Annotated in this window: 16 protein-coding genes and 2 pseudogenes; 8 read left to right on the plus strand and 10 right to left on the minus strand. The window is 65.9% G+C overall.

Features of this window, described 5'->3' with window-relative positions; all coding sequences use genetic code 11:
* Positions 1 to 168: 168 nt before the first annotated feature.
* The 5 genes from J8F10_RS07035 to J8F10_RS07055 all read right to left on the minus strand — a co-directional run bounded on the left by J8F10_RS07035 (position 169) and on the right by J8F10_RS07055 (position 4,511).
* Positions 169 to 1,392 (minus strand): hypothetical protein, encoded by a 1,224-nt coding sequence (locus tag J8F10_RS07035; protein ID WP_210653136.1) that lies wholly within the window; start codon positions 1,390 to 1,392, stop codon positions 169 to 171.
* Between the two features lie 402 nt (positions 1,393 to 1,794).
* Positions 1,795 to 2,658: a toprim domain-containing protein gene (locus J8F10_RS40275; protein ID WP_210653137.1), complete on the minus strand. Its 864-nt coding sequence runs from the start codon at positions 2,656 to 2,658 to the stop codon at positions 1,795 to 1,797.
* A gap of 2 nt (positions 2,659 to 2,660) precedes the next feature.
* Positions 2,661 to 2,981 carry a hypothetical protein gene (locus J8F10_RS07045; RefSeq protein ID WP_210653138.1) on the minus strand — a complete coding sequence of 107 codons (321 nt, stop codon included), beginning with the start codon at positions 2,979 to 2,981 and terminating at the stop codon, positions 2,661 to 2,663.
* Positions 2,974 to 3,168: a hypothetical protein gene (locus tag J8F10_RS07050; protein ID WP_210653139.1), complete on the minus strand. Its 195-nt coding sequence runs from the start codon at positions 3,166 to 3,168 to the stop codon at positions 2,974 to 2,976. Before J8F10_RS07050 ends, J8F10_RS07045 begins: the two co-directional genes overlap by 8 nt.
* 83 nt (positions 3,169 to 3,251) lie before the next feature.
* Entirely contained in the window at positions 3,252 to 4,511 is a 1,260-nt protein-coding gene (locus J8F10_RS07055) for a hypothetical protein (protein ID WP_210653140.1), read from the minus strand.
* Positions 4,512 to 4,978: 467 nt separating this feature from the next.
* On the opposite strand from J8F10_RS07055, the gene J8F10_RS07060 reads away from it, so the two are divergent.
* Positions 4,979 to 5,167: a hypothetical protein gene (locus tag J8F10_RS07060; protein WP_210653141.1), complete on the plus strand. Its 189-nt coding sequence runs from the start codon at positions 4,979 to 4,981 to the stop codon at positions 5,165 to 5,167.
* 4 nt (positions 5,168 to 5,171) lie between these two features.
* On the opposite strand, the gene J8F10_RS07065 is transcribed toward J8F10_RS07060, so the two are convergent.
* The 4 genes from J8F10_RS07065 to J8F10_RS07080 all read right to left on the minus strand — a co-directional run bounded on the left by J8F10_RS07065 (position 5,172) and on the right by J8F10_RS07080 (position 13,317).
* Positions 5,172 to 6,068 carry a hypothetical protein gene (locus tag J8F10_RS07065; RefSeq protein ID WP_210653142.1) on the minus strand — a complete coding sequence of 299 codons (897 nt, stop codon included), beginning with the start codon at positions 6,066 to 6,068 and terminating at the stop codon, positions 5,172 to 5,174.
* A gap of 938 nt (positions 6,069 to 7,006) precedes the next feature.
* Positions 7,007 to 8,968, minus strand: a complete 1,962-nt coding sequence (locus J8F10_RS07070; protein WP_210653143.1) for a DNA cytosine methyltransferase — start codon at positions 8,966 to 8,968, stop codon at positions 7,007 to 7,009.
* A 55-nt stretch (positions 8,969 to 9,023) separates the two neighbouring features.
* On the minus strand, positions 9,024 to 12,041 hold the full coding sequence (locus J8F10_RS40280) for a DEAD/DEAH box helicase family protein (protein ID WP_210653144.1): 3,018 nt from the start codon (positions 12,039 to 12,041) through the stop codon (positions 9,024 to 9,026).
* Complete coding sequence (locus J8F10_RS07080) at positions 12,034 to 13,317, minus strand: PD-(D/E)XK nuclease family protein (RefSeq protein ID WP_210653145.1); 1,284 nt, start codon at positions 13,315 to 13,317, stop codon at positions 12,034 to 12,036. The genes J8F10_RS40280 and J8F10_RS07080 overlap by 8 nt, the downstream gene beginning before the upstream one ends.
* Positions 13,318 to 13,608: 291 nt before the next feature.
* Here J8F10_RS07080 and J8F10_RS07085 point away from each other — a divergent pair, with 291 nt between their 5' ends.
* Genes J8F10_RS07085 through J8F10_RS07100 form a run of 4 tightly spaced genes read left to right on the plus strand, consistent with a single transcriptional unit; the run spans position 13,609 to position 19,133 of the window.
* The gene (locus J8F10_RS07085) at positions 13,609 to 16,962 is read left to right on the plus strand and encodes a helicase-related protein (protein WP_210653146.1); all 3,354 of its coding nucleotides are present in this window, start codon (positions 13,609 to 13,611) and stop codon (positions 16,960 to 16,962) included.
* A complete protein-coding gene (locus tag J8F10_RS07090; RefSeq protein ID WP_210653147.1) occupies positions 16,959 to 17,411 on the plus strand; it encodes a PIN domain-containing protein in 453 nt (150 codons plus the stop codon). The genes J8F10_RS07085 and J8F10_RS07090 overlap by 4 nt, the downstream gene beginning before the upstream one ends.
* Before the next feature lie 39 nt (positions 17,412 to 17,450).
* Complete coding sequence (locus J8F10_RS07095) at positions 17,451 to 18,203, plus strand: DUF4391 domain-containing protein (RefSeq protein WP_210653148.1); 753 nt, start codon at positions 17,451 to 17,453, stop codon at positions 18,201 to 18,203.
* Positions 18,204 to 18,212: 9 nt separating this feature from the next.
* Positions 18,213 to 19,133, plus strand: coding sequence for a site-specific DNA-methyltransferase (locus J8F10_RS07100; RefSeq protein ID WP_210653149.1), 921 nt, complete (start codon positions 18,213 to 18,215; stop codon positions 19,131 to 19,133).
* Here the strand turns inward: J8F10_RS07100 and J8F10_RS41095 are convergent.
* Positions 19,130 to 20,453: pseudogene (locus J8F10_RS41095) on the minus strand (IS701 family transposase). The gene J8F10_RS07100 and the pseudogene J8F10_RS41095 overlap by 4 nt on opposite strands.
* 339 nt (positions 20,454 to 20,792) lie before the next feature.
* Between J8F10_RS41095 and J8F10_RS07105 the strand changes: the two are divergent.
* The 3 genes and pseudogenes from J8F10_RS07105 to J8F10_RS07115 all read left to right on the plus strand — a co-directional run.
* Positions 20,793 to 21,380: a DNA methyltransferase gene (locus J8F10_RS07105; protein ID WP_210653150.1), complete on the plus strand. Its 588-nt coding sequence runs from the start codon at positions 20,793 to 20,795 to the stop codon at positions 21,378 to 21,380.
* 45 nt (positions 21,381 to 21,425) lie between these two features.
* On the plus strand, positions 21,426 to 21,632 hold the full coding sequence (locus tag J8F10_RS07110) for a hypothetical protein (protein ID WP_210653151.1): 207 nt from the start codon (positions 21,426 to 21,428) through the stop codon (positions 21,630 to 21,632).
* Between the two features lie 8 nt (positions 21,633 to 21,640).
* Positions 21,641 to 22,947: pseudogene (locus J8F10_RS07115) on the plus strand (DEAD/DEAH box helicase family protein); the annotation flags it as partial.
* Positions 22,948 to 22,955: the final 8 nt, after the last annotated feature.

Here is a 22,955-nt window from a genome sequence, read left to right on the forward strand (position 1 = left end):
GATACCCCCACCCGTGGATCGTCCCTATTGTCCCTGCTCACGATAAAAGTGCGATGATCCTGCTCATTCTCTAGCAAATTTGGCACCGCCTCCCGGTCGCGGATTGTCCCTGTTTTGGTCCCTGGCAGGGACCAAAGGGACCAAAGGGACAATCCGCGGGTGGGGTGGTCAGGCCAACCCGAGCTCCACGCCGTACCGCTGTTGGATCTGGAGCAACTGTCCCGGCGTCACGTCCCGGTACCGGCGCTCCCCGTTGGTCTTTGGCGGCACCGGGATCCCGTAGTTCTTCAGCCGGGCTCCCACGGTCTTCGGGTGCCACAACTTGAACGTCGCCTCGTCGCGTAGCTTCGCGGAATCGAGTAGGCTTCGCGTCGTCGGCGGGTTGTGCGCGCGGACCGCCTCCGCCAGGAGTTCGAGCAGTACCTCGTCGGCCTCCGGGACCGAATCGTCCTTCGCGCCCGCCACACTCGCGACCGCGTGGGCCTGCATCAATTCTAACAGCCCCTCGCACCCGCGCCTCTGCAGCCACCACGCGAGCCCCAGGAGTGGCTGCCAGAGCTCGTAATTGCGCCCTCCGATGCCGGGCGGGACCACCTTCGTCCGCGACGGGAGCTCGACCCACTCCGGGCCGTGCTCCAGGGCCAGAGCGTGGAGGTCGTCGCGCACCGCTTGCCACGCGCCCGGGTCCTCGTCGATCCGGCGCTTCGGCTTGGGCGAGTCCCCCGCGCTGCGGAACATGGTGATCGGGACGCACCGGCTCGCCAGGGTCGGGGGCAGCCCCGCGATGCACGCGAGCGCCTTCGGCCCGTACACCACGAACTGGACCGGGCGGAACCCGCCCTCGGGCAAAGGCTCGAGGCGCGTGGCGCACCCGCCGCGCTTGTATCCGGCGAGGAACACGGACTGGATCTCCTGCTGCTCCGGGGTCGACTGCTTGAGGCGCTCGGCCTCGTCGAACAGCATCACCCCGCCCGACGCGTGGAGCGTGCGGAACACGGTCGGGGCGCTCACGTTGGACGAGGAGAACGGGCGGAACGCGAGGCGCTGGAGTACCTCGAGGACGCGGCTCTTGCCGCTCCCCATCGGGCCGCCGACGTACAGGTACGGGACCGCGTCCCAGGCCGGGAACAGGTACGTGAACACGGTCCACAACGCGAGCGTCGCGGTCGCCCCGGGGGCCGCCTCGGGCGCGAAGTCCAGGTAGTGCGCGAACCGCTCGCACACGTTCCCGAACACGCGCGCGGGCTCGAGCGGGGGTTCGCCCGCGAGCCAGTCCCGGCGCGCGTCGGCGGACCACGCGGGCGGGTCCGTGCCGGGCGGCGCGCCCGGGTCGGGGGCGAGGTGCAGGACCGAGTCGTCGGGTAGCACCAGCCGGTCGGGCGGGTCCACCACTTCGCGGCGCCCGCACCCCCCAGCGCAGGTACGTGCGCCAGCGCGGGACCAGCTTGTCGCCCGCGTCCAGCACGATGGGTACGGTGATCCCGGAGACGCTCGGGGTGTGGAAGAGCTCGGGGCGCGCCACGCGCCGCACGTCTACCTCGCGTAGCGGCGCGTCCGGTGCGGGCGCGGCGGCCGGGTCGGGCGCGGCGAGCTTGATCAACTCGGCCTCGAGTAACGCGGGGTCAATGCCCCCGAGTTTTGCGGTCACAGTGCCCACGAACTTCGCGCGTGCGGCGGCACTGGCCGGATTGAGCGTATCCACAAACAGCACGTTCCCGTCGAGCTTCAGGGTGATCTTGCACTGCGTTTTGCTCACCCGCTCGGGGAACAGTTCCAATCTCGGTTCGGTCGCGGTCACGTTGTTCCTTTCGCCCGGAGGTGCGGGTTCAGGCGCCGCGGGCCGGTGGCGCGGGCGTGTTGTTCGAGGTCGTCGCGAGTCGCGCCGGACGCGACCCATTCACGCACATCTTTCACCCCGTCGGGCGGTGCGATCACGCGCACGTCGCGGGCGTAGAGTGCCAGTGTCATTGCCAGTGCGTCGGCACCGCGGGTGCCGGGTTCGTCGTTGTCGCGGGCGATAACGACGCGGGCCGGCTCGAGGTCGCACACCAGGGCGACGAGGGCGGTCGTTCCGCCCGTACACGACGGGCGCCCGACCGCGTTCCCGAACCCGAGGGTGTGCGCGGCGAGCGCATCGGTTTCCCCTTCGCAGACGAGCAGTACCTCGTCGGGAGCCATGCTGTCGGGCAGGAACAATGCCTCCTTACCCCCGGTTACACTGAACTTCCGTCCAGAAAGCGGGCGCAACCGGATACCGGTTACGGTGCCGGTCTCGGGGTTAGTCATCGGGAACGTCCACGCCGGATAGTTCTCGGCCCAGCCCACCCCAAAGGCCGTGAGGCTGGCACCGCTCACGCCCAATTGCGCCGCGATCGCGGTGAGCCGTTCAACACCTGCGGCTTCGCGGTAGCGGGTCGCGAGTGCCGTCAGGTCGGGCGGGACGGCGCGGCGCGGGAACACCACGCGCCGCGGCTCGCGCGCCCGTGGAGCGTCGGTGAGCCGATGCAGGAACCCGGCACCGCCACAGCGCTTCGGCGATTCGGTGCGGGGGCAAATCGCCGCGCTCTTGTCCTCCGCGATCAGGCACCAATCGAACTTGCTGCAAACGGGGCACGGCTCGTCCCGCGAGACGCGCCGCCACTGGCTTTCGTGTGTCACAACTACGCCCCCATCTGGTTGAGCTTGCGGACGGCCTCGTCCGCGGCTTTGCGGCGCGCCGCAGGTGAGCGCGGGGGTACTTCGGTGGTGGCCGGGCCATTCAGTGCGGTGAGAAAATCCGCGAGGGCCCGCTCGGTCACGTACAACGTGCCGCCGATGCGGACCGCGGCGAGCTTCACGCGCTGCCCGTCCGGCGCGGTCGCACCCTTGTGGACCCACCGGGCCACGGTCGATGGGTTCGCGTGGGTGCCGTTGCGCCCGGGCAAGCGCCGGGCCACGGCGGACAGGGACAGAGCGGTCGGGTCGACGAGCGGGTTACTCACCGGTCACCGCCTTCCGCTCGGCGGGCGCGGGGACCAGATCGGCGGTGGTGAGCGGGAGTTGAAGGCGCTCGGCCAGTTCGAGCAGCAAGCGCAGGCGCTCGGCTAAGGTGAGTGTTTCGCGGAGCTTGTCGCGGACCACGTCCGGGTGCGGGACGAACGCGAGCGGGTCATACGGGCGGCGTGTCATTGGTCCTCCTGTTCACTTGGGACAGGAGGTTCATCGCCGCCCGGGGGCGGTCGAATGTCGGTCGCAGGCGCGCTTTTCGCGACCTATTTTCGACCGCTCGGGGGCACCGGTTCGACGACCGCGTTGTTGTCCGCGGTGACGAACCGCCACCCGCGCCCGCGGAACTTGGTGTTGAGCCGCTTGCGCGTGCTGTTCCAGTTGTCCACGGGATTGTTCCACTGAAAGCGCGTGCCGAGCGTCGCGATCGGGACCGACCCGCCCCCGTCACAGATCGCGTTCACGATCCGGGCCTGTTTCCCCTTCAAGCGGAGACCCCGAGCGAGCTCGCGGAGCCCGTCCCACACCGGCACGGGGGCGCTTCCCGGAGCACCCGAGCCAGGAGCGGGCGCGTCCGGCACCCGAGCGTTTAACACGGTGGGGCGGATCGCCAGGAGTTCGTGGCGCCCCACCGACAAGTTCAGGTGGTGCAGGTGGGCCGGAATTTCGGAGGGAACCGTTTCACGGACGGTCGCGTGTGCGATGTGAACCCACCCGGCGCCGACGCACGCTCCAACCGTGTCGTCCACGGGGTGCCCCGCGGCGCTCAGGAACTCCGCGAATAGCGCGAGCCGCTCGAAGGCCATGCGGTCACGACTCGGTGCGTGCTCCACCCCCGCGACCGGCGCGCTCCGATAGCGGTGCGCGAGCCATTCCCGGACCTGGTCGGGTGGGGTCGTGGCCGCGAAGTACTCCTCCCGGGTCATCGCTCGGACCCGCGCGATCCGCGTGCCCCCTTGTTCGCCGGGAACGCCGGGGTACAAGCACTGCGCCAACGGACCCACCGGCTCACCGGCCAAGGTCCGCCGGAGCACGCCCAGAACGAGCGTGGACGCGGCGAACACGTTGGGGATTTGGCTGTACCCGGCCCCTTCAACGACCTGTTCGGTCCCTTTCAAGTACGAGTACAAGGTGTTGAGCCAGTCCAACTCGGGAGCGTTCCCGACGCCCACGGCCGCTGCTCCCGGGGCGAGCCGGTAGCAGGCGGCTCCGGCCCGACAGGAGAGATCCAGAAATGCCGCGACCGGCCCGCATTCCGAAGCCTCGGTCCCGGCGAGCACGTACAAGAGCGGGTGCTCGTGCCCAGCTTGGTCCGGCAGAACGGCCCACCCCAGCATCCGGATCCACGTCGTGCGGGGTAAGCACTCCGCGGGAAGGGACGCGCGCTCGAGTACGATCGGCCCGTCTGCTGGCGGCACGTCGCTCAGGGGGAAAATACCAACGGCGAGATCCCCGCTCCCGAAGGTTGCGAGGGTGCCGGCGAACTGGGCCTCCAGTTCGTTGAGGTGCATTGGAAGCTCGGACATGGCCCCTCGGCGACCGCCGCTCGGGTATAGGGTTTGGGCGCGGCCCCACGCTCCGAACGGCTCGGGAATTTCTGATCTACCTGACCAAATGCGAACTATACCGGCTGTTTGAGTCGTTCCCGAATGTCGGTACGGGAGGCGTATCGCGGTTATTTCAGATTCCGGCGCCGCTCCCGCGACCGACCCGGGCCTCGGTGCGCGACGTGGAAGGCCGATCGAGGGCTTCTGGGTGGCGTTGCGTCTTATTGCGTTTCGTGGCTCGGGCACACGGGTGGAAGCGACACGCTGGCCGCATCCGGGCCGTCGGTGGACGGGTCGGCTCGGGAACGCAATCGCGGGATCGTTCTGGATCGGGGCGGGCGAATTGTTGCCGAAACGGCCGCAGTTAGAGGCGGATAATTCACTCGGTCCGGACGCGCAACCCACACTTGTCGCACCCGACCGAGCATCGGGAATGCGCCCACATCATGACGGCCCCGCACGTCGGGCAGTCGAACGGGGCCGGCGGGCGCCAGCACGACCACCCGCACTCCCGCTCGCAGTACCAGAACCGCAGCTTCCCCGGCGCGCTCCGCACCGCCACCGCGTCCGGGACTCGGCACCCCGGGCACGTGCGCGACCACTCGACTCGCGGGCGCCGGCTCAACAGGTCGTAGAAGTTCACGGGCTCCCCTCGGTCGTGCCGTTGTTCACCACCAGCGGACCGCCCTTCGCGATGTTCACCTGCGTGACCGCGATCGGTTTCCGCAACCGGCGTAGCACGGCCAGCGACTTCAATGAGGCGTGCAAGCGCTTCTCGGCCTGGGTCAGTCGCCTGTCGAGCGCCCCGGCGGTTGCGCCTCCGGCCGGGGGCTCCGTGGCGAGCGCTTCCAGGTTGTGAACCGTGAGCCAGTTGTTGACCACCCGGGCCGCGGCCATCCACTCGGCGAGGCTCGGGTCCGGCCCGCTATCCGCCAGCAGGGTACGGGTCTGGTGTTCGCACTGAGCGGCCAGAACGGCTGCGATCCCGGGATCCTTTTTCGCGAGTACCCCGATGAGTGTGACCCGGGCGGTGAGTGCGGTGAACCCGAGGGCCTCGACCTGTTTCGGGTTCTGCATCAGCGCCTGCACCGCGCCGTAGGCGACCGGGCCGCTCGGCCCCGACTGCTCGATGAGAGCCTGCGTCTCTGTGTCGAGAGGCTCGCATTTGCTTCGAGTCGTCGCTCCGGTCACGGGCGCAGCTCCCATTTCTTGGATCGTCGCCACGGCTCGGACTCCCCTCGTGCGGCGCCATGAACTGCGCTTGTGCAACGTGTGCCCGGTCAGGTGCATGACCGCTCGGAACACCCGGTCGGCGAGTCGGTCGAACGCGGCACCGGTGGCCAGGATCTCGTCGGCCTCGCGGCCCCGTTCGGCTTCCTGCCACGCGGCGAAGCCGCGCCGGTCGCGCTCAATCTCGTCCCATCGGGCGCTGAGGGCGGCCACGTACCCGGACCCGACGTACTCGCGCCGCACGAGTTCCCCGACCCGGCGCGAGCGGTAAAAGTACGTCCGCCCGTTGCGGTGTTCGAGTCCCACGGGTGCGATTCCGTGTACTACAGCCGGGCGAGTGCCCCGCTTCGTACTCGGATCATCAGAGGTAGTGGGGGAACTTGTTTTGTTGGAGTGGTTGTGGTCAGGTAGCTAAAGTGATGCGCTTCGCCAGCGACAATGGACCCAACCGGGTTTCAGCGTTTAGAGTGGTTTTGGGTGTGCGCGCAAAAAATTGACCGGCCGCGGAATACTGAACTGTCGCCCATTCAGTTCGGTTCCCGCGGCCGGTCTATCCCCATTATTACCCTGCGCTACACAGCAAGTCAAATGGACCACCGCCGGAAACCTCGACGCCTCCATCAGGGGTGTCGGCTTTCACGACGAGGCAAATCCGACCCCGTGCTCCCCCCGTTTCTCACGCCTTGGCGCAAGGTCTTACGGGTTTGGTTGTTCGGGCTAATTTTCAGAATTGTTTACCTGTCGGTACGGCTCGTGCTTTTGCTTCTCGACGTCGCCCAGGATCGCCCAAATAGAATCGTCCGAGTTCGCCCGGATCGCTTTGCCCAGCCTGCCCAAAGTCGCCCTCGCCCTGATAATCCGGCCGCGCCCACGGCCGGGTTTCCTTCCAACACCAGTACCGAATTCCGTTCCGGTTCGCCCTCGGAACAGCCCCGCGTCGGGTTCGCCCATCCTGACGCGGGTGGTTTCGTTTTCACCGCGTAGAACCGCACATCTCTGCTTACGATGCCGCTAACTTCACAGCTCCCCGATGCGCCGCCACAATTAACGGAATCACTCCGCCACACAGGTTCAGCCGTTCACGCCGTTGCTCCCAGACGAGCATCTTCGCGGTTAAATTGTTCTGACGCAGCACAGGGCGTTATTCAGCTCGTCTGAGCCGTTCGGAAGGGGCCGCAGAAGATGCGTGGAGGAAAAGGTGCCCTTAACCTGAGGTCGGCATCAACGGCCCGGGGCAACCAATCTCAGAGGGGCTTGTGACGCTGGACACTTTTCGCAGTCATAGTCGGAAATGGGTACGGTACGAGGAACCGGCCCGGGCCGATCTGGGCGTTCGTATTGCGGCTCCGCACCTCATACCCCAGAGAACGCAGAAACACGGCGAACGGCCGCACTTCTGTCACCTTCATGCCCCAGGCTTTCGCCAGCTTCCGTGTCGTCAGTGTCTCACCGACCCCATCGCGTTGTAGGACTCGGGCCACCGTCTCCCAACGCTCGTCGCGTGCCGCCTCGGTAGCGAGGCTCAAACTGCAGGAGACTCCATGCGGGTTGCGATAAAATCCGTTGATCTGAACCAGATCGGCACGCCCCGTGTGGCGAACCAGTTCGGCATCCAACGCCCTCCAGGAGGCCGAGAACAGCGCGTCATCGAGCCGGTCGCCCGTGAGAACGATTCGCTCCAAGCCGACCGGCCACTGCACGGCGTCGCTCGGTGTCAGGGCGACCGTGAACACCGGCGGGCCGGGCACATGATCATGTGACAACCCGATGTGCCAGCAACGAGGCGTCCCGCCGACGGTGACCCACACGCTCGCTTCCGCTTCCGGGGCTTCAACCAGATTGAAGTTCGTGTCCCAATTCACGCCGTAGATCCGCCGCCGGTCCGCCTGGATCGGTTCAGCAGGCGTTGCGGTGCGATACCCCGCGGTCGCGCGGTCCTGGTTCAGGCTCGTAAGCAGTCGTTTACGGCCTCGGAATCCGAGCGCGTCCTCTGGGCCCAGTGTCGGAAGCAAGAACGGGAACTCGGTTCCGAACACTTGTGCGCGGACGGCCAGAGCCAAGACGCGGGCGAAGTGGCACGGGACCGCGTTCCCGATCTGGGCGTTGACCTCACCCCGATTTCCGCACAGTTCATACCCGTCAGGTATCGTCTGAAGCCGCTTTTTCTCGGCGGCACTAAACGGTCGAGCTTCCCAGTGAAACGGCCCGGTAAACCCGCCCTCTTCCGCTTTCAGCGTCCGAACCGGGGCGGCCGGATCGGCCTTGTACAAGAAGTCGGAGAACTTCGACCGCCAGGCGAACACGGGTCTGGGGTGGCCGAGCCGCGCCGTGTAAAAGGTGTAGTTCAGCCCCGGCGGGATGTCCGTCAACAGGTGGCCGTAGCGCCCGCCCAACGTAACTCTCTGCTCGATCTCACTCACGGCCGCACCACTGACTGCGGTGTCGGACCGGAAGTGTGACCGACCGGACCCGGAATCGGGGCCGTGGGTCGGTGCCGGAAACCGAAATGTCACCCCGAGCTTTTTCCGCACCCCAACCAGGATCAACCGCTCCCGGTGCTGGGGCACGCCGAAGTCGGCCGCATCAAGAATACGGTGGGCCACCCGATACCCCGCCCCCGCGAACGCCGCCTGGACCTCGGCCCATGCCCGCCCGCCGTTCGCGCCGGTGAGGCCGGACACGTTCTCGAACAGGAATGCCTTCGGCCGGAGCGATTTGAGCAACCGAATGTAAGCACGGAACAGCGTTCCACGCTCCTCGTCGGTGCCGTTCACCCCCTGCGCGCGTCGGCCCGCCGCTGAAAACGATTGACAGGGCGGGCACCCGAGGATGAAGTCGAACGTGCCCTCGGCCGGGGGCTTGTACCGGGAGACATCCTCTTCGCACACGTGTAGGGTTGGAAAGAGCCGGTTCGGTCCGGTGTTCGCGCGCAACGTTCGCGCGCAAGCCGCGTCATGTTCGACGACAACCTGAACATCAAAGCCCGCCTGGTGGAACCCGATGTCAAGCCCCCCGGCACCACTAAACAGGCTCAAGGTGCGTATCGGGGTCTGGCCCGGCGACGCGGACCAACCGGCCAGCGCCTCCCCGAACCGGTCCGGCCAACCGGGCTCGAACGATGTGTCGAAGAACTCGTAGAGGTCGGGGCGTGGTTTCCCAGGGCGGTGGACGCCGTTAACGTGTACGCGGGCAGGTGCGTGCCTCAAAGCGGCTCACATACTCGGGTAAAGGACATCCGGTTAGCTGTACGACCGCGACGATTCAGCGGAAACTCCCCGTCACCACGGTCGGAGGCGGCATCAGGAGCCGAACGGTGTGACCGCCGATATTGACCCGTCCGATTTCGACGCTGCACAGCTCGCGCAACGCCTTCCACAGCATCGCCGCCTGGTAATGCTCGACCTCGGCCGGAATGTGGTCCAACAGCGTCTGCGCGCACACCACGATCAGCCGCTGCTGGACCCGAGAAAAGGCCACGTTGGCACGGTTCAGGTCGAGGATGAACTCGACGTTGGACTCGATCGCCGTCGGGTCGCTCACGGTCGCCGACACCACCACCGTGGGCCGCTCCCCGCCCTGGAGCCGCTCGACCGTGTCGATCGTGTCCACCACATGGTCGTCGCCGTGCGGCACCGTCAGGCGTGAGGTGAACAGACTCCGCTGTGCCCGGTGCGGCGTGATGACCGCAACCGACCGCAGCCCGAGGGGCGGGGCGGCCTGCAAGATCTGGTTAACGACTTCCAGTTCGGTCTCATTGCTCCGCTTCGAGCCGTCTTCGTCGTGGACGACCAGGAAGACGCCGATGTTCCACTTCCAGATGTCGTGCCAGAGCGACGACCCGCTAGTGGCCCCAGCCACGGCTTCGCGGTCCGGCCCGGTGAGTTCGATCTGGTCCTGCCGGTAGATCCGGGCGATCAACTCTCGCACCACTGGGGGGAGCCGAAACGTCTGCCGCAGAGCCGACCGACGCGCGGCGGCCGGCGGGACCAGCGGGCCGCCGACGGGACCAGCGGAGTCGATAATCCGCCGGACGGCGTCGTACGCGCTGGCGAACGGCTGGTAGAGCACGGTGGGCGGGCGGTCCTCGTTGTCCCAGTCGTGCGCGGTGATCGGGGCGAGTTGGCGGTGATCTCCGGTGAGCATCACCCGCCCATCGTCAGTGATCAATGTGGCCAGAGCGAGGAAGTGGGGGAACACCATCATGCTCGCCTCATCGACCACGAGGAGCGAACCTTTGAGACCGTTCCTATTGTTGTACGTCGTTAGTTTGTCCACCTCGCTGGCTAACTTGAGCAGCCCGGCCGTCGTCCCACCAAGGACGAGAACCCCGCCAGCGGTCAACTCGGTCAGCTTTTTCTTGGTCTTCAGGACCGAAACGGCGAGCTTCTCGACCGTGCCCGCGACGCGGTTCATGGTTGGCTCACCCGAATGGACCTTCACGAGCCGAAGTGGGGGCATCGCAAACCCGCTGCTCGCCGCGTGGCCGGTGAACGCCACGGTGTAACGATCGATGCGGGCCATCAACTCGTCCAACGCCCGGTGCGTGTGGGCCGACAGCAGCACAATGTCCCCCGGTCCGCGACCGCACAAAATCCGCACGAGTACCGACAACGCGGTCGTCGTCGTTTTTCCGGTTCCCGGCGGCCCCTGAAGGAGTTGGACGCGGGTCGAGAGGCCGTCGAGCACCGCTTGCACCTGGTCCTTTTCCGGCGGTTGGTCGGCGGGCGGCAGGCGGAACGATTCGAGCAGCCCGCGGACCCGGTCGGTCTCGGCGACAGGCGGGGCCGGCAGTGCCGGCGGTGCCGGGTCGATCGGGTCGAACCAGTCGTACACCGCATAGACATCCTGGAGCCGCCCGTCGACACGTCGCGCGACGAAATCGGTGACGCTCTCGTCGAGCGTCGCGTAGCTGTCGGTAAACAGGACTTCGGCCTGCTTGCTGCCCCCGCTCGCCACGGTGTACGCGTCCGCCTCGGCGTACATGCTCTCCAAGGTCACGGCCCCCGTGGACCAGTCGATCGACTGGACGATGCAGGTACGGCCGACGCCGCTCGTGAGCTGGGCGACGGTCTGCCCGCGTTGTGGGTCGGAGTTCCACGGTGAGAGGCGGACGAACGAGCCGGCGGCAAACGAACACCGGGTCTCCAGGTCGGTCAGTTTCAGGCCGTTGAACCCGTGCAACTCGATCCGCCCGGTGATCGTCTTCTTGTCCGCGCCCACGCCGACCTTGCGGAGCGGGAGGGTGCGGCCGAGCGGGACGCGCACGATCGGCGGGAGCAGGTGTTCCGCGATCCAGTTCGACTTCTTCACGTGCTGGTCGAGCCGCAGGAAGTCGAGGGCCGCCTTCGCCACGTCGTCGCGGTCGAGGTGGAAGTCGGGGAGGTCGGCGATGGTGACGACCGGTTTAACAATCTCGGCGTTCTTCGGATTTACGTTCTCCTCCAACCACCGCAGCGCGTGACACCGGGCGGCGAGGTAGGTTTTGAGCATGTTGGGCACCTTCGCCCGGTTGTACCTCTCGATCGAGTTCTTAAGCCGCGAGTCCTCCACTGTGGCGGGGTCCGGCAGTGTCCGCCAGACGGCGTGCCAGTACGCCGCCGGGAGCGAGTCGGAGAACCGGCTACGGATCTCGAACTGGTACTTCGTGCCCGTGCCCGGCTTGGCCCACCCGCCGGCCGCGTCGCAATCGAGCTGCGTCTTGAAGTCGAACACGTTCTGCGTGAACTCGTGGTCGAGGTCGCACGCGACGCCGTTCACCTTTCGTCGCCAGTGGTAGCGGCGGCCGTACCACCGCAGGGACGCCACCACGCCGAGCCCGCGGCCGGTCCACCCGAGGGCGAACCGACGGTCGATCTCGTCGCGGACGCACGAGTAGATGAGCTGCTCAAGGCCCTCGCGGCAGCCGAACAGTTGCTGGAGGCTTCCGAGCAGGTTCGACCCCGCCCGACAGCACCCCTCGATCAGTTGACGGATCTCACCCTGGGACCAGACGTAGAAGTGTACCGGCACCGCGTCCTGCCCGGCCTCGTCCGCGATCAGGCCGACCAAGTTGTGGAAGAACCGCTGGATCAGTTCCCGCTCGGCCGCAGTGTCGTCCGCGTAGTTGTTCCCCTTCCAGGGTGCGGTCTTGAACTCGACCAGATCCCTGCCGCGGACGGCACGCGTGGGGGCGTCCTTCGTGAACCCCGATCGGCCCCTGTCGTCGCGCTTGTCGGAGATCTGTTCTAAGTGACTGTCCCATATGCCTCGAAATCGCCGTATTTTCGAGTTGTCACCCACGATTTCTCAGGCTTTTTCGCACATATGGGACAGTCACTAAGAGTTCCGGGTCGGGTTCCCACCGGCCGGCGGTATCGACGAAGCGGGTATGCAAGCGGCCGTCGCTGCGGGTGACGTGGGCCGACAATGCCCCGATCCGGTTCTCGCTGTAGTCGTAGTCCACGGCCAGGTACACGCGCAGGAGTCGCCCGTTGTCGCCCTCGTGTGCGGGAAGGTGCCCGACCCCGGTGTTCGGGATCGATGCCACATCGTGTTCTTCCGCCGGTGCGGGCGAGCCCACGGCCGGCAGCGTGTGCCGGCGGGCCTTGGCCCTGACTTCCAAGAGTTTCAGGTTCTCGTCGAAGCCGGGATTGCGGAGAAGTGCTTCCACCGCCGGCGGGGGGAACACCGCCGGTTGTGCCAAGTCGTCGAGGGTCTTCAGCCCGGCGGCGTGGAGCAGCCGGGCCGAAACGGGTTCGATGCCGAGCAGCTCGGGTCGTCGTTGCCGAGCGCTCTCCGTCAGGCAGTGGACGTTGTAGATGCACCCGTCACACTTGGTATCGAGGCGGTAGCCGATGTCGCCGAGCGGCAGTGCGACCGCCCGATCGAGCCGACCTCCGACATCGAGCAGCCGCTCGATGTCGGCTTCCTCGGACGTCAGGTCGAGTGCGGGCAGCGTGAGGATCGATTGGTTCGTGTTCCGGTCCTCGTCGATACGGGCGATCATGCACTCGATCGAGTCGGCCGGTATCACCACGCCGCCAATGAGGACGGCTCGGCCCACCAACATCCGCTGGAGGAGCATGCGGTACAGTGCGACCTGAATGCGGTGGTACGTCCGGTCCCGCCGGCTGGCCTTACATTCCACGAGCCACAGCCGCGGACGGTCCGCGTTCCACTTCACGAGGACGAAGTCGATCAGCCCGGACACGGCGAACGCCCCGAGGTCGGCCTGGACCCGGACCTGACGCGCGTACGCGGGCATGCCGGGCGGGAGTTTGGCCAACTCTGCGGCGAAATCCTGCCACGTTACGTCGTCGTGCTTACCCTTGAGCAACCCGGCGGCCAGGTCGCGGAACCCGTTGTCGGTGAGTTCCTTTTCCCACTGGTCCTCGCGGTCCTTTCCGACCTGTGATAGAACGGGTTCGAGTGTGTTCAGCAAGCGGTCGAAGAACGGGAGCGGGCGGACCTCGCGGTCGTAGTGGACCTTCAGATAGAACCGGCGGTCGCACGACTGGTGCCGGATGTACTCGCCGATGTCGTTGACCGTGATCGCCGTCAGGGCGGGCGTGTTCATGAACGGGCTACCTTCCGGGCTAATTTCTGGTCGCAGTGGCGTACCGAGCGGTCGGCGTAAGTTCCACCCTCCATTAGGTGCATCGGCAAGCACCTTTTCCATGTCAGTTGTTCGCCCGCGCGTCGGAACAGACGGGCTGAGGCGAGTGCGACTGGAACGCGTTTGCCATAGTCCTGCAGGGATAGTAATCAGGTTAACAAGTGTCTGCCCGCGATCGCACCCGCTAGAATCTTGTCAACCACACCTGAGGTCGCCCGCACGATTCGGTCGCCTCCTGCCCGGGCCGCGATCATGAGACTGATTCCGAATAGCGGCAGTAACCGCGTCCTTGACGTGCTGAAAGCCGTTCTGTTGCCGGGCTCCTCGGTCGACTTTGCTACCACCGAACTGTCTCTCTTCGCGTTCGCCGAACTCCGGGAACTGGTGACCGCCGCGGCCGAGTGCCGGCTGGTCCTCCCCGACCCCACGGCCCACAACCTCGCGCTCCTCGGCGGTGACGCCGACCGGCCGCGGCGGAACCAACTTACGGCCCGGGGGCTCGCCGCACACTGCTCGCGGTGGGTGAGCGCGAGCACCCGGGTCCAGCAAGCCCCGGCCCCGCTCCCGCAGTCGGCGATCGTGGTTCATCCCCCAACCACCGGAGGAACCGCGGCCCTCACGGGGAATTGCCCGCTGACGACCGCTGGTCTGGGCCTGACGCCCGGCGACCTGTACGGTTTGATCCAGTTCGCGGAGTCGCCGGAAGAAGCGAAGCTCCTGGGCGGGTGGTTCACCCAGCTTTGGGAGGGCACCCGTGCCGGCGGGGATGCCAAAGGCCGGTTGCTCACGCGGCTCCAGGAACTGGTCGACCACCGACCCGCGGAGACCCCGTATCACCTCTCGCTCCTCAACCTCTTCCACCAGCACGGGGAGGAACTGGACGAGGAGCGGATCGTCAAAACCGCAACCGGGATCAAGAACACTGCAATCTGGAAGAAGCTGTTCCGGTTCCAGCGGGACGGGGCGGTCGGCGCGATCGACAAGCTGGAGCGGTTCGGCGGTTGCATCATCGCCGACAGCGTCGGCCTGGGCAAGACGTTTGAGGCACTCGCGGTCGTGAAGTATTACGAGCTGCGGAACGACCGCGTGCTGGTGCTTTGCCCGAAACGCCTGCGGGACAACTGGACCCTGTACAAGGCCAACGACCGCCGCAACGTGCTGGCCGGCGACCGCTTCCACTACGACGTACTAAACCACACCGACCTGTCCCGCGACGAGGGGATGTCCGGCGACACCAACTTGGCCCACATCAACTGGGGCAACTACGACCTCGTCGTCATCGACGAGTCCCACAACTTCCGCAACAAGAAGACCCCCAAGGCGGGCGGCGAGACCCGGTACGACAAGCTGATGCGGCGGATCATCAAGGACGGGGTGCGCACCCGCGTACTGATGCTCTCCGCGACCCCGGTGAACAACCGGCTTGCCGACCTGAAGAACCAGATCACCTTCGCCACGGAGGGCAACGACGCGGCCCTCGCCGAACAGGGCGTCGGGAGCGTCGAGGCGACCGTCCGCCTGGCCCAGGCCCAGTTCAATAAGTGGCTGAAGCTGGACGAGGCCGACCGCCGCCCGGCCCGACTGATGGACATGCTCGGGTTCGATTACTTCCAGCTCCTCGACCTGCTCACCATCGCCCGGTCCCGAAAGCACGTCGAGAAGTATTACGGCACTAAGGAAACGGGCAAGTTCCCCGAGCGGCTCAAGCCGGTGAACATCAAGGCCGACGTGGACGCGGCCCGCGAGTTCCGGCCGATCGCCGAGATCAACGACGAGATCCGCCGCCTGAACCTCAGCTCGTACGCCCCGCTCCAGTACGTCCTCCCGGCCAAGCAGGCGGCATACGACAAGAAGTACAGCCAGCAGGTGAAGGGCGGCACGGGGCTGTTCAAACAGAGCCAGCGGGAGGAGAGCCTGATCCAGTTGCTCCGGGTCAACGTCCTCAAGCGGATGGAGAGTGCCGTCCCCGCCTTCGCCCTCACGGTCGAGCGGCACCTCCGCGATGTCCAGGGCGTGCTGGGTCGGATCGACGCCCACGCGGCCGAGGTCGAAGAGGTCGACATCGAAGACGTGGACATCGACGCCCCGGAGTTCGAGACGCTGTTGGTCGGCAACAAGGTCAAAGTCCTGCTCAAGGACGTGGACCGGGTTCGCTGGCGGCAGGAGCTGGTGGAGGACCGCGACCGGCTGTCCCAGTTGCTCGCCGCCGCTCGTCAGGTGAAGCCCGACCGCGACGCGAAACTGCGCGAACTGAAGAAGGTGATCGAGGAGAAGGTGCGGAACCCGATCAACCCGGGGAACCGGAAGGTGATCGTCTTCACCGCCTTCGCGGACACCGCCCAGTACCTCTACGACTGCCTCGCCCCGTGGGCCGGGCGGCTCGGCCTCCAGACGGCGATGGTGACCGGCTCGGGCCGCAACCGTTGCACCCTCCCGGACCTCCACACGGACATGTCCACCATCCTGTCGGCGTTCGCCCCGCGGGCCAAGGAGCGGCCCGCGGACATGGCGGCCGAGGGCGAGATCGACCTGCTCGTCGCCACCGACTGCATCTCCGAGGGGCAGAACCTCCAGGACTGCGACTTCCTGGTGAACTACGACATCCACTGGAACCCCGTCCGCATCATCCAGCGGTTCGGCCGGATCGACCGCATCGGGTCGCCCAACGCGGTCATCCAGCTCGTCAACTTCTGGCCCAACATGGAGCTGGAAGAGTACATCAACCTCGAACAGCGGGTGAGCGGCCGGATGGTGCTCCTCGACATCTCCGCGACCGGCGAGGAGAACGTCATCGAGCAGCAGTCCGGCAACCAGATGAACGACCTGGAGTACCGCCGGAAGCAGTTGCTCAAGCTCCAGGACGCCGTCATCGACGTGGAAGACCTGTCGAGCGGCGTGTCAATCTCCGACCTGACGCTGAACGACTTTCGCATCGACCTCGCCCGGCAGCCGAAGGAGCGGCGGGCGCAGCTGGCGACGCTCCCGCTGTGCACGTTCGCGGTTGTCACCGGCGGGCTCGGCGAGAACCCGGTGCCGCCGGGGGCGATCTTCTGCCTCCGGGCGGTCGGCGAGACCGCGAACAAGCCGGCCGAGCCCGGCTACCCGCTCGCCCCACATTACCTCGTTCAAGTCGCGGACGACGGGACCGTCCTGTACCCGTTCAGCCAGGCCAAGGCCATCCTCGATCACCTGAAACGCCTCTGCGCCGACCAGGCCGCACCGGACGCCGCCGCGTGCGACCGCTTCGACAAGCTCACCCGGCACGGCGAGCGGATGGAGCACTACCAGAAACTGCTCGCCGCCGCCGTCGCGTCGGTCGTCGGCAAGAAGGAGGAGCGGTCTACTGCGAGCCTGTTCATGCCCGGCGGCACCCACGCCCATAAGGGCGAGTTCGCGGGGATGAACGATTTCGAGGTGGTAGCCTACGTCGCAATCCTGCCGGCCGAAGTGACCGGCGTTTCGCCTCAACAGAATGCCGACGCGGTCGCTATTCGCGCGCGTGCCGAAGAGATCGTCCGCGGCTGGCGGGAGCAGGGCCGGACGCGGGCCGCCCTTGCCCGCGAGTTTCAACAGATGCTCGGGATCAGTGACGGGGAGCCCAAATGACAACAGCAACACCCTCAACACGCCGCCGCGTCGTCCTGGACACGAACGTGGTCATCGGGGCGGGCTCGCGTTGGCTGGCGAGCGATCCCCCGCAGCCCGCCAGTCCGCTCCAGCATCTGGTCAACCGCGTCGCGATCCAGCACGACGGGTTGTACTGCCAGGAGATCATCGACGAGTACGCGGAGCTACTGGCCCGCCGCAACCACCCGCCGGAGCGGGCCGCGCGCTACTTGGCGTTCATCATGGAGCTGTTCACGAGTGTCTCGGTGACCTCGACGACGTGTCACACGCACCCGCCCGACCCCGACGACCTCGTCTTCATTCTGTGCGCCCTCGACGGGAACGCGGACTGGATCGTGTCGGACGACGGACACCTGCTCCAGGTCCGCCCCGCGTACCAGCCGCGACCAGACATCTTGCCGCCGGACGAGGCCATCGCCTCACTGTGATCCGCGGAACGAGCCTTCCCGACTATGGGGCTACCGGGCATGAACGCGGACCGGATCGTCGACGCACTCGCACTCCCGCCGCAGGCCCGCGTCGACCAGCGGGTGGCGAAGAAGCACCTACTGGAGAACGGTGCCCCCACCGCCACGGACAAGCGGCTCATCACCGACGGCATCGACGAACTCGTCTGGGTCGCCGCCCTCAAACCGAGCAGCGTCGGCGTTCCGGCGTTTCGGGACGCTTCGCGTGAGTACCTCGAAATCGCGGTCCTGACGCTCGCACTGCGGCCCGCGGCGAAGGCGGCCCGGCTCCGGGAACTGGTGCACCGGGCGATCCCGTACCCGCAGGTGCTGATCACGACCGACGGCGGGGCGGTCACGTTCTCCCTCGCGCACCTGCGGCACGCGGAGAACGAAGCCGGCAAAACCGTTCTCGACGGCGGGGTCGTGTGCGTCGACGTGGCCGAGGACGCTTCCGATACGGCGTTCTTGAACAGCCTGCCCCTCGCCGCCTTGCCGAAGGACGACCTGTTCGTTGTCTATCAAGGCTGGCTCGACCGGATGACCGCCCTGGACGCGGCCCTGCTCACCGGCAGGTTCACTCTGGCCCCGACATGCGAGGCCGCGGACGCACGGCGGCATGCCGTACGCGAGATCGCGCGGCTCGACGCCGAGATCGGTACGCTGCGGACCCAGGCCACGAAGGAGCCGCAACTCAGCCGCCGGGTGGACCTGAACCTCGAAGTGAAACGCCTGACGGACGAGCGGAATCGCCTCGCCGCTTTGCTCGGATAAGGACTCGTCATGAAGCCCATCACCACCGCCGACCCGCAGAGCCGATCCGCGGACCTCTTGGCCGACAACGTCGCGCGGCTCCGCGAGCTGTTCCCGGAGGCGTTCACCGAGGGAAAGATCGACTTCGACGTATTGAAGCAACTGCTTGGAAGCGAAGTGGATGAGCGGGAGGAAAAGTACGGACTCAACTGGCACGGCAAACGGTTGGCCCGGCGGCTCGCGCTCACACCCAGCACTGGGACGTTAAGGCCCGCTCCAGAAGACAGCCTTGAATGGAGTACGACACAAAACCTGATGATTGAGGGCGACAACCTCGAAGTGCTGAAGCTGTTGCAAAAGAGCTACAGCGGACGAGTCAAGATGATTTTTATTGACCCTCCGTACAACACCGGCAAGGACTTCGTGTACCCAGATGACTTCCGCGACAGCATCGAAAACTATAAACGCCTGACTGGCCAAACTGATGGGGCGGGGCGTGCTCTCACCAGCAACCCCGAAACCAGTGGTCGGTTCCACACCGACTGGCTCAACATGATGTTTCCGAGGCTTAAGTTGGCAAGAAATCTCCTCCGCGAGGATGGGGTCTTATTCATTTCGATAGATTCAACGGAAGTCGCCAACTTGCGATTGTTATGTAGCGACGTATTCGGAGAAGAATGCTTCGTAATCGACCTCATTTGGCGGAAACGGGATGGGGCACCCAACGACCGCACCATTGGCTCTGTGCATGATCACATACTCGTGTACGGCAAGACGGTGTCGTCCACATCATCTCGCAGTATGGCTGAAGACAATCTGAACCTCATGCCGCGTACAGAAAAAGCTGACGCCGAGTATCAAGTCTTTAAAGAGCCTAGTGGACCTGACCCAAAGGGGCCGTTTCGCAAGATCGACACCACACTGTACTTTCCGCGAACTTATAGCGTTTAAGCAGCCAGATCCAGGCACCGGTGCGCGGGGCGCGGATTCTCGCGGGGTCGTGGTGCTCGCCCACAACGGCCTGAATTTCCTCGGCCAGCAGCTCCCGTTGCCAGGCCCGGCGCTTGTCCGCGTGGCTCGGGCGCCGGTTCGGATCGTCCCACGGGGAGGCCGCCCGATGGGCCACCAGTTCATCCGCCTTCTGGTTCCAGGCCCACACCTCGGTGAGCGTGAGGACCACGCACACAGGTGGAAGCATCCCACGTTCGACGCGACCCCGCGTACCTGCTGGTGACCGGCGCCCGCGACCTGTTTGAGATCTCGAAACAGGTTTCCAACGAGAACCGGTCCGCGATCAGGCCCAGGATGTCGGCCACGGAGGCCGTGGGGTCCGTGCAGAAGAACGCGACCCACCCCTTGGGTTCGTCCACCAGGACGACCCGGATCGTGCCCCCCGGCCGGCCGCCACGTGGCCTCGAACGTCTTGTACCGCTTCTCCACGGGCTTCCCATACAGGGTGAACGTGCCCGTGGTCCACCCGCCCTTGTGCCCGGCCCGCTTGGCGAGCGACACCCGCTGCTCCCCGTACACGCGGGGCCGCCCGCGGGCGCTCGGATCGCGGGCCGGGGGCACCGTCCACAGGGCCGCGTCCTCGGAGCCGGCTCACCATGGTCACCCGGAGCGCGAGTAGGGCCTTGAGCACCGGGGCCTTGGCGCACGCCCCGTCGGCCACCACCCACACGGCCCGGCCCCACGTCTTCAGCCACCCGTGGGCCCACCGGACCAGGTCCACGGCCATCACCAACTTGGTTGCGAACTCGGGCCGGTCCGGCCCGGGATGGCCCTGAGATCTTTGCGGCGGATGTACAGGCGGGCCAACAGGGGAGGGCCCAATCCCCCGAGGGGTGTCCCACCAACAACCCGAGGACCACCCACACGTGCCCGTACACGAACGGGCCCCCGGCCGGCCCGGGTGTCGGGTTGTGGTGCGCCCCGGCCCCTCGAACCTTGGGCCCGTACCGCTCCGTCGGGGTGTCGTCGAGGGCCAGCACCACCCGAGCGCACCGGCCACCATGGGCTTGAGAACCTCGACCAACAACCGCATGGCGATACGCTCGGTGCGGCGCCCCACGGCCGCGGCCGTGGCGTAGCACCGGCGGTACTGGGGCGACAGCCCGGCGGCCCGGATCCAACCCGCGAGGGTGCGCGCCCGCGGGTCAGGATGATCCCGAGGAACAGGACCGCGAGCCGCCGCCCGGACCGCGGGTCCAGAGCCTTGGCCAGGGTTGAAAACCAGTGGCACCGAGGGGCCGGAGTATGCGAAGATGGCATGGCCGCGTCCGTTCGGGTCGGGAGGTCGTGTGGTAACGCCATCCTCCCGGACGGGCCGGCACTCGTCTACCCCGACCCCACAACTTACGCCAACCGCCTATAACTTCGCGGAAAGTACAGACCACAGCCAACGCCAAGGGCGGCCGTAACGTCGAATCTCTCCACTACGGCGTAACGAACCCGTATACGAAGGATGTCGTGTATCCGAGAGATGGCACGTGCTGGCGGCATTCGGCCGTCGAGATGAAACGCCTTCAGGAAGAGGGCAGGTTGTACTGGGGGTGAATGGGACTGCCACGACTCCTATGCAAGCTATACCTTAGCGAAGCCAAGCCAGGGATGACTACGCCGTCCATTTTGCCAGACATGCCGTTAAATCAGCATGCTGCCAGAGAGCTTGAGTTGCTGTTCGGTAAGAAATCCATTTTCGACACACCAAAACCCGTTGGTCTCTTACGGCTTCTCACGCATCTCGGCAGCAGCCCAGGCGATTTGGTCCTTGATTTTTTCGCAGGGGCGGGAAGCCTTGCTGATGCCGTGATGGTACTCAACATGGAAGGTGGATTGGCACGTCGCTACATCCTGGTTCAATTCCCTGAGCCTTTAGATCCAAACAATATCGACCAGAAGATGACGGTAGACTTCTGCGACGAAATTGGCAGGCCGCGCAATGTCGCCGAGATCACAAAGGAGCGTATCCGAAGAGCTGCAAAAAGTACAGATCGGACCACCCCTCTTTGCCGGCGATGCGGGATTTCGCGTTTACAAGGAAGACTCTTCAAACATCCGGGCCTGGAACTCGAATGCATCCGACATCGGAAAGGACTTGTTCGACGCGGTCGACCACATCGCGGCCGACCGCAGCGAAGAAGACATCCTTACCGAATTGCTGCTGAAGCTCGGACTCGACCTGTGCGTCCTGATTGAGCCGAAGCTGATCGCTGGGAGTACGGTCCACAGCATCGGCGGCGGGTGCTGCTCGTCTGTCTGGCCACGAAGATCGCGGCCAAGCAGGTCGAGCCGCTGGCGCAGGGAATCGTCGCGTGGCACAAGGAACAAAACCCGGCCGGGGAATCGCAGGTCGTTTTCCGCGATAGCGCGTTCGACAACGACGTGGCCAAGACGAACATGACCGCCATCTTGGCCCAGCACGGGCTGACCAACGTCCGCAGCCTGTGAGGCCGACCATGAAACTGCACTTTGAAGGCAACCTGGACTACCAGTTGGCCGCCATCGAGGCGGTGTGCGACCTGTTCCGCGGGCAGGAGCAGTGCCGCACCGAATTCACAGTCACCATGCCCGGCGACCCCGCGTCCCTGTTCGACACCGACAGCAGCGACCTCGGCATCGGCAACCGGCTGCAACTGCTCGACACCGACCTGCTCAAGAACCTGCGCGACGTGCAACTCCGGCACGGTTTGAAGCCGTCCGAGGAGCTGAAGCAGGACGACTTCAACTTCACCGTCGAGATGGAGACGGGGACGGGGAAGACGTATGTCTACCTCCGCACCATCTTCGAGCTGAACCGCCGCTACGGCTTCACCAAGTTCGTGATCGTGGTGCCGAGCGTGGCCATCAAGGAGGGCGTGTACAAGTCGCTCGAAATCACCGCGGACCATCTGCGCGCTCTGTACGGGAACGTGCCGTTCTCGAAGGGCAACAACTACTTCCTGTACGACTCGTCAAAGCTCGGGCAGGTACGGAACTTCGCCACCAGCCCGCAGATCCAGGTGATGGTCGTGACGGTCGGGGCGATCAACAAGAAGGACGTGAACAACCTCTACAAGCAGAGCGAGAAGGTCAACGACGAGAAGCCGATCGACCTCATCCGGGCCACCCGGCCGATCGTCATCGTGGACGAGCCGCAGAGCGTGGACGGCGGCCTTCAGGGTGAGGGCAAGGCGGCCCTGGAACGGATGCGCCCGCTCTGCACGCTGCGGTACTCGGCCACCACGTCGACAAGCACCACATGGTCTACCGGCTCGACGCTGTGGACGCCTACGAGCAAAAAGCTGGTCAAGCAGATCGAGGTGGCGTCACTGGAGGTCGAGGGCGGGCACAACAAGGCTTACGCCCGGCTGGTGTCGGTGAAGAGCACGCGGGGCAAGATCACCGCGAAGCTCGAACTGGACGTGCAACAGGGCGCAGGCGTGGTCCGCAAGGAAGTGACTGTCCAGGACGGCGACGATTTGGAGCAGACGACCGGGCGGGCCGTGTACGCTAACTGCCGCGTGGGCGAGATTCGCACTGCCAAGGGGCCGAGCTGATCGAAATCAAGGTGCCCGGCCGGGAACACTGGTTGAAGCACGGCGAGGCGATCGGCGACGTGGACCAGGACGCGGTCAAGCAGCAGATGATCCGCCGGACCATCAAGGAACACCTCGACAAGGAGCTGCGACTGCGCCCGCGGGGCATCAAAGTGCTGAGCCTGTTCTTCATCGACGTGGTCGAGAAGTACCGGAAGTACGGCACGGACGGCCAGCCCCAGAAGGGGTAGTGGCC

It is taken from the genome of Gemmata palustris (assembly GCF_017939745.1).
In the GTDB taxonomy this organism is placed as follows: Bacteria; Planctomycetota; Planctomycetia; order Gemmatales; family Gemmataceae; genus Gemmata; species Gemmata palustris.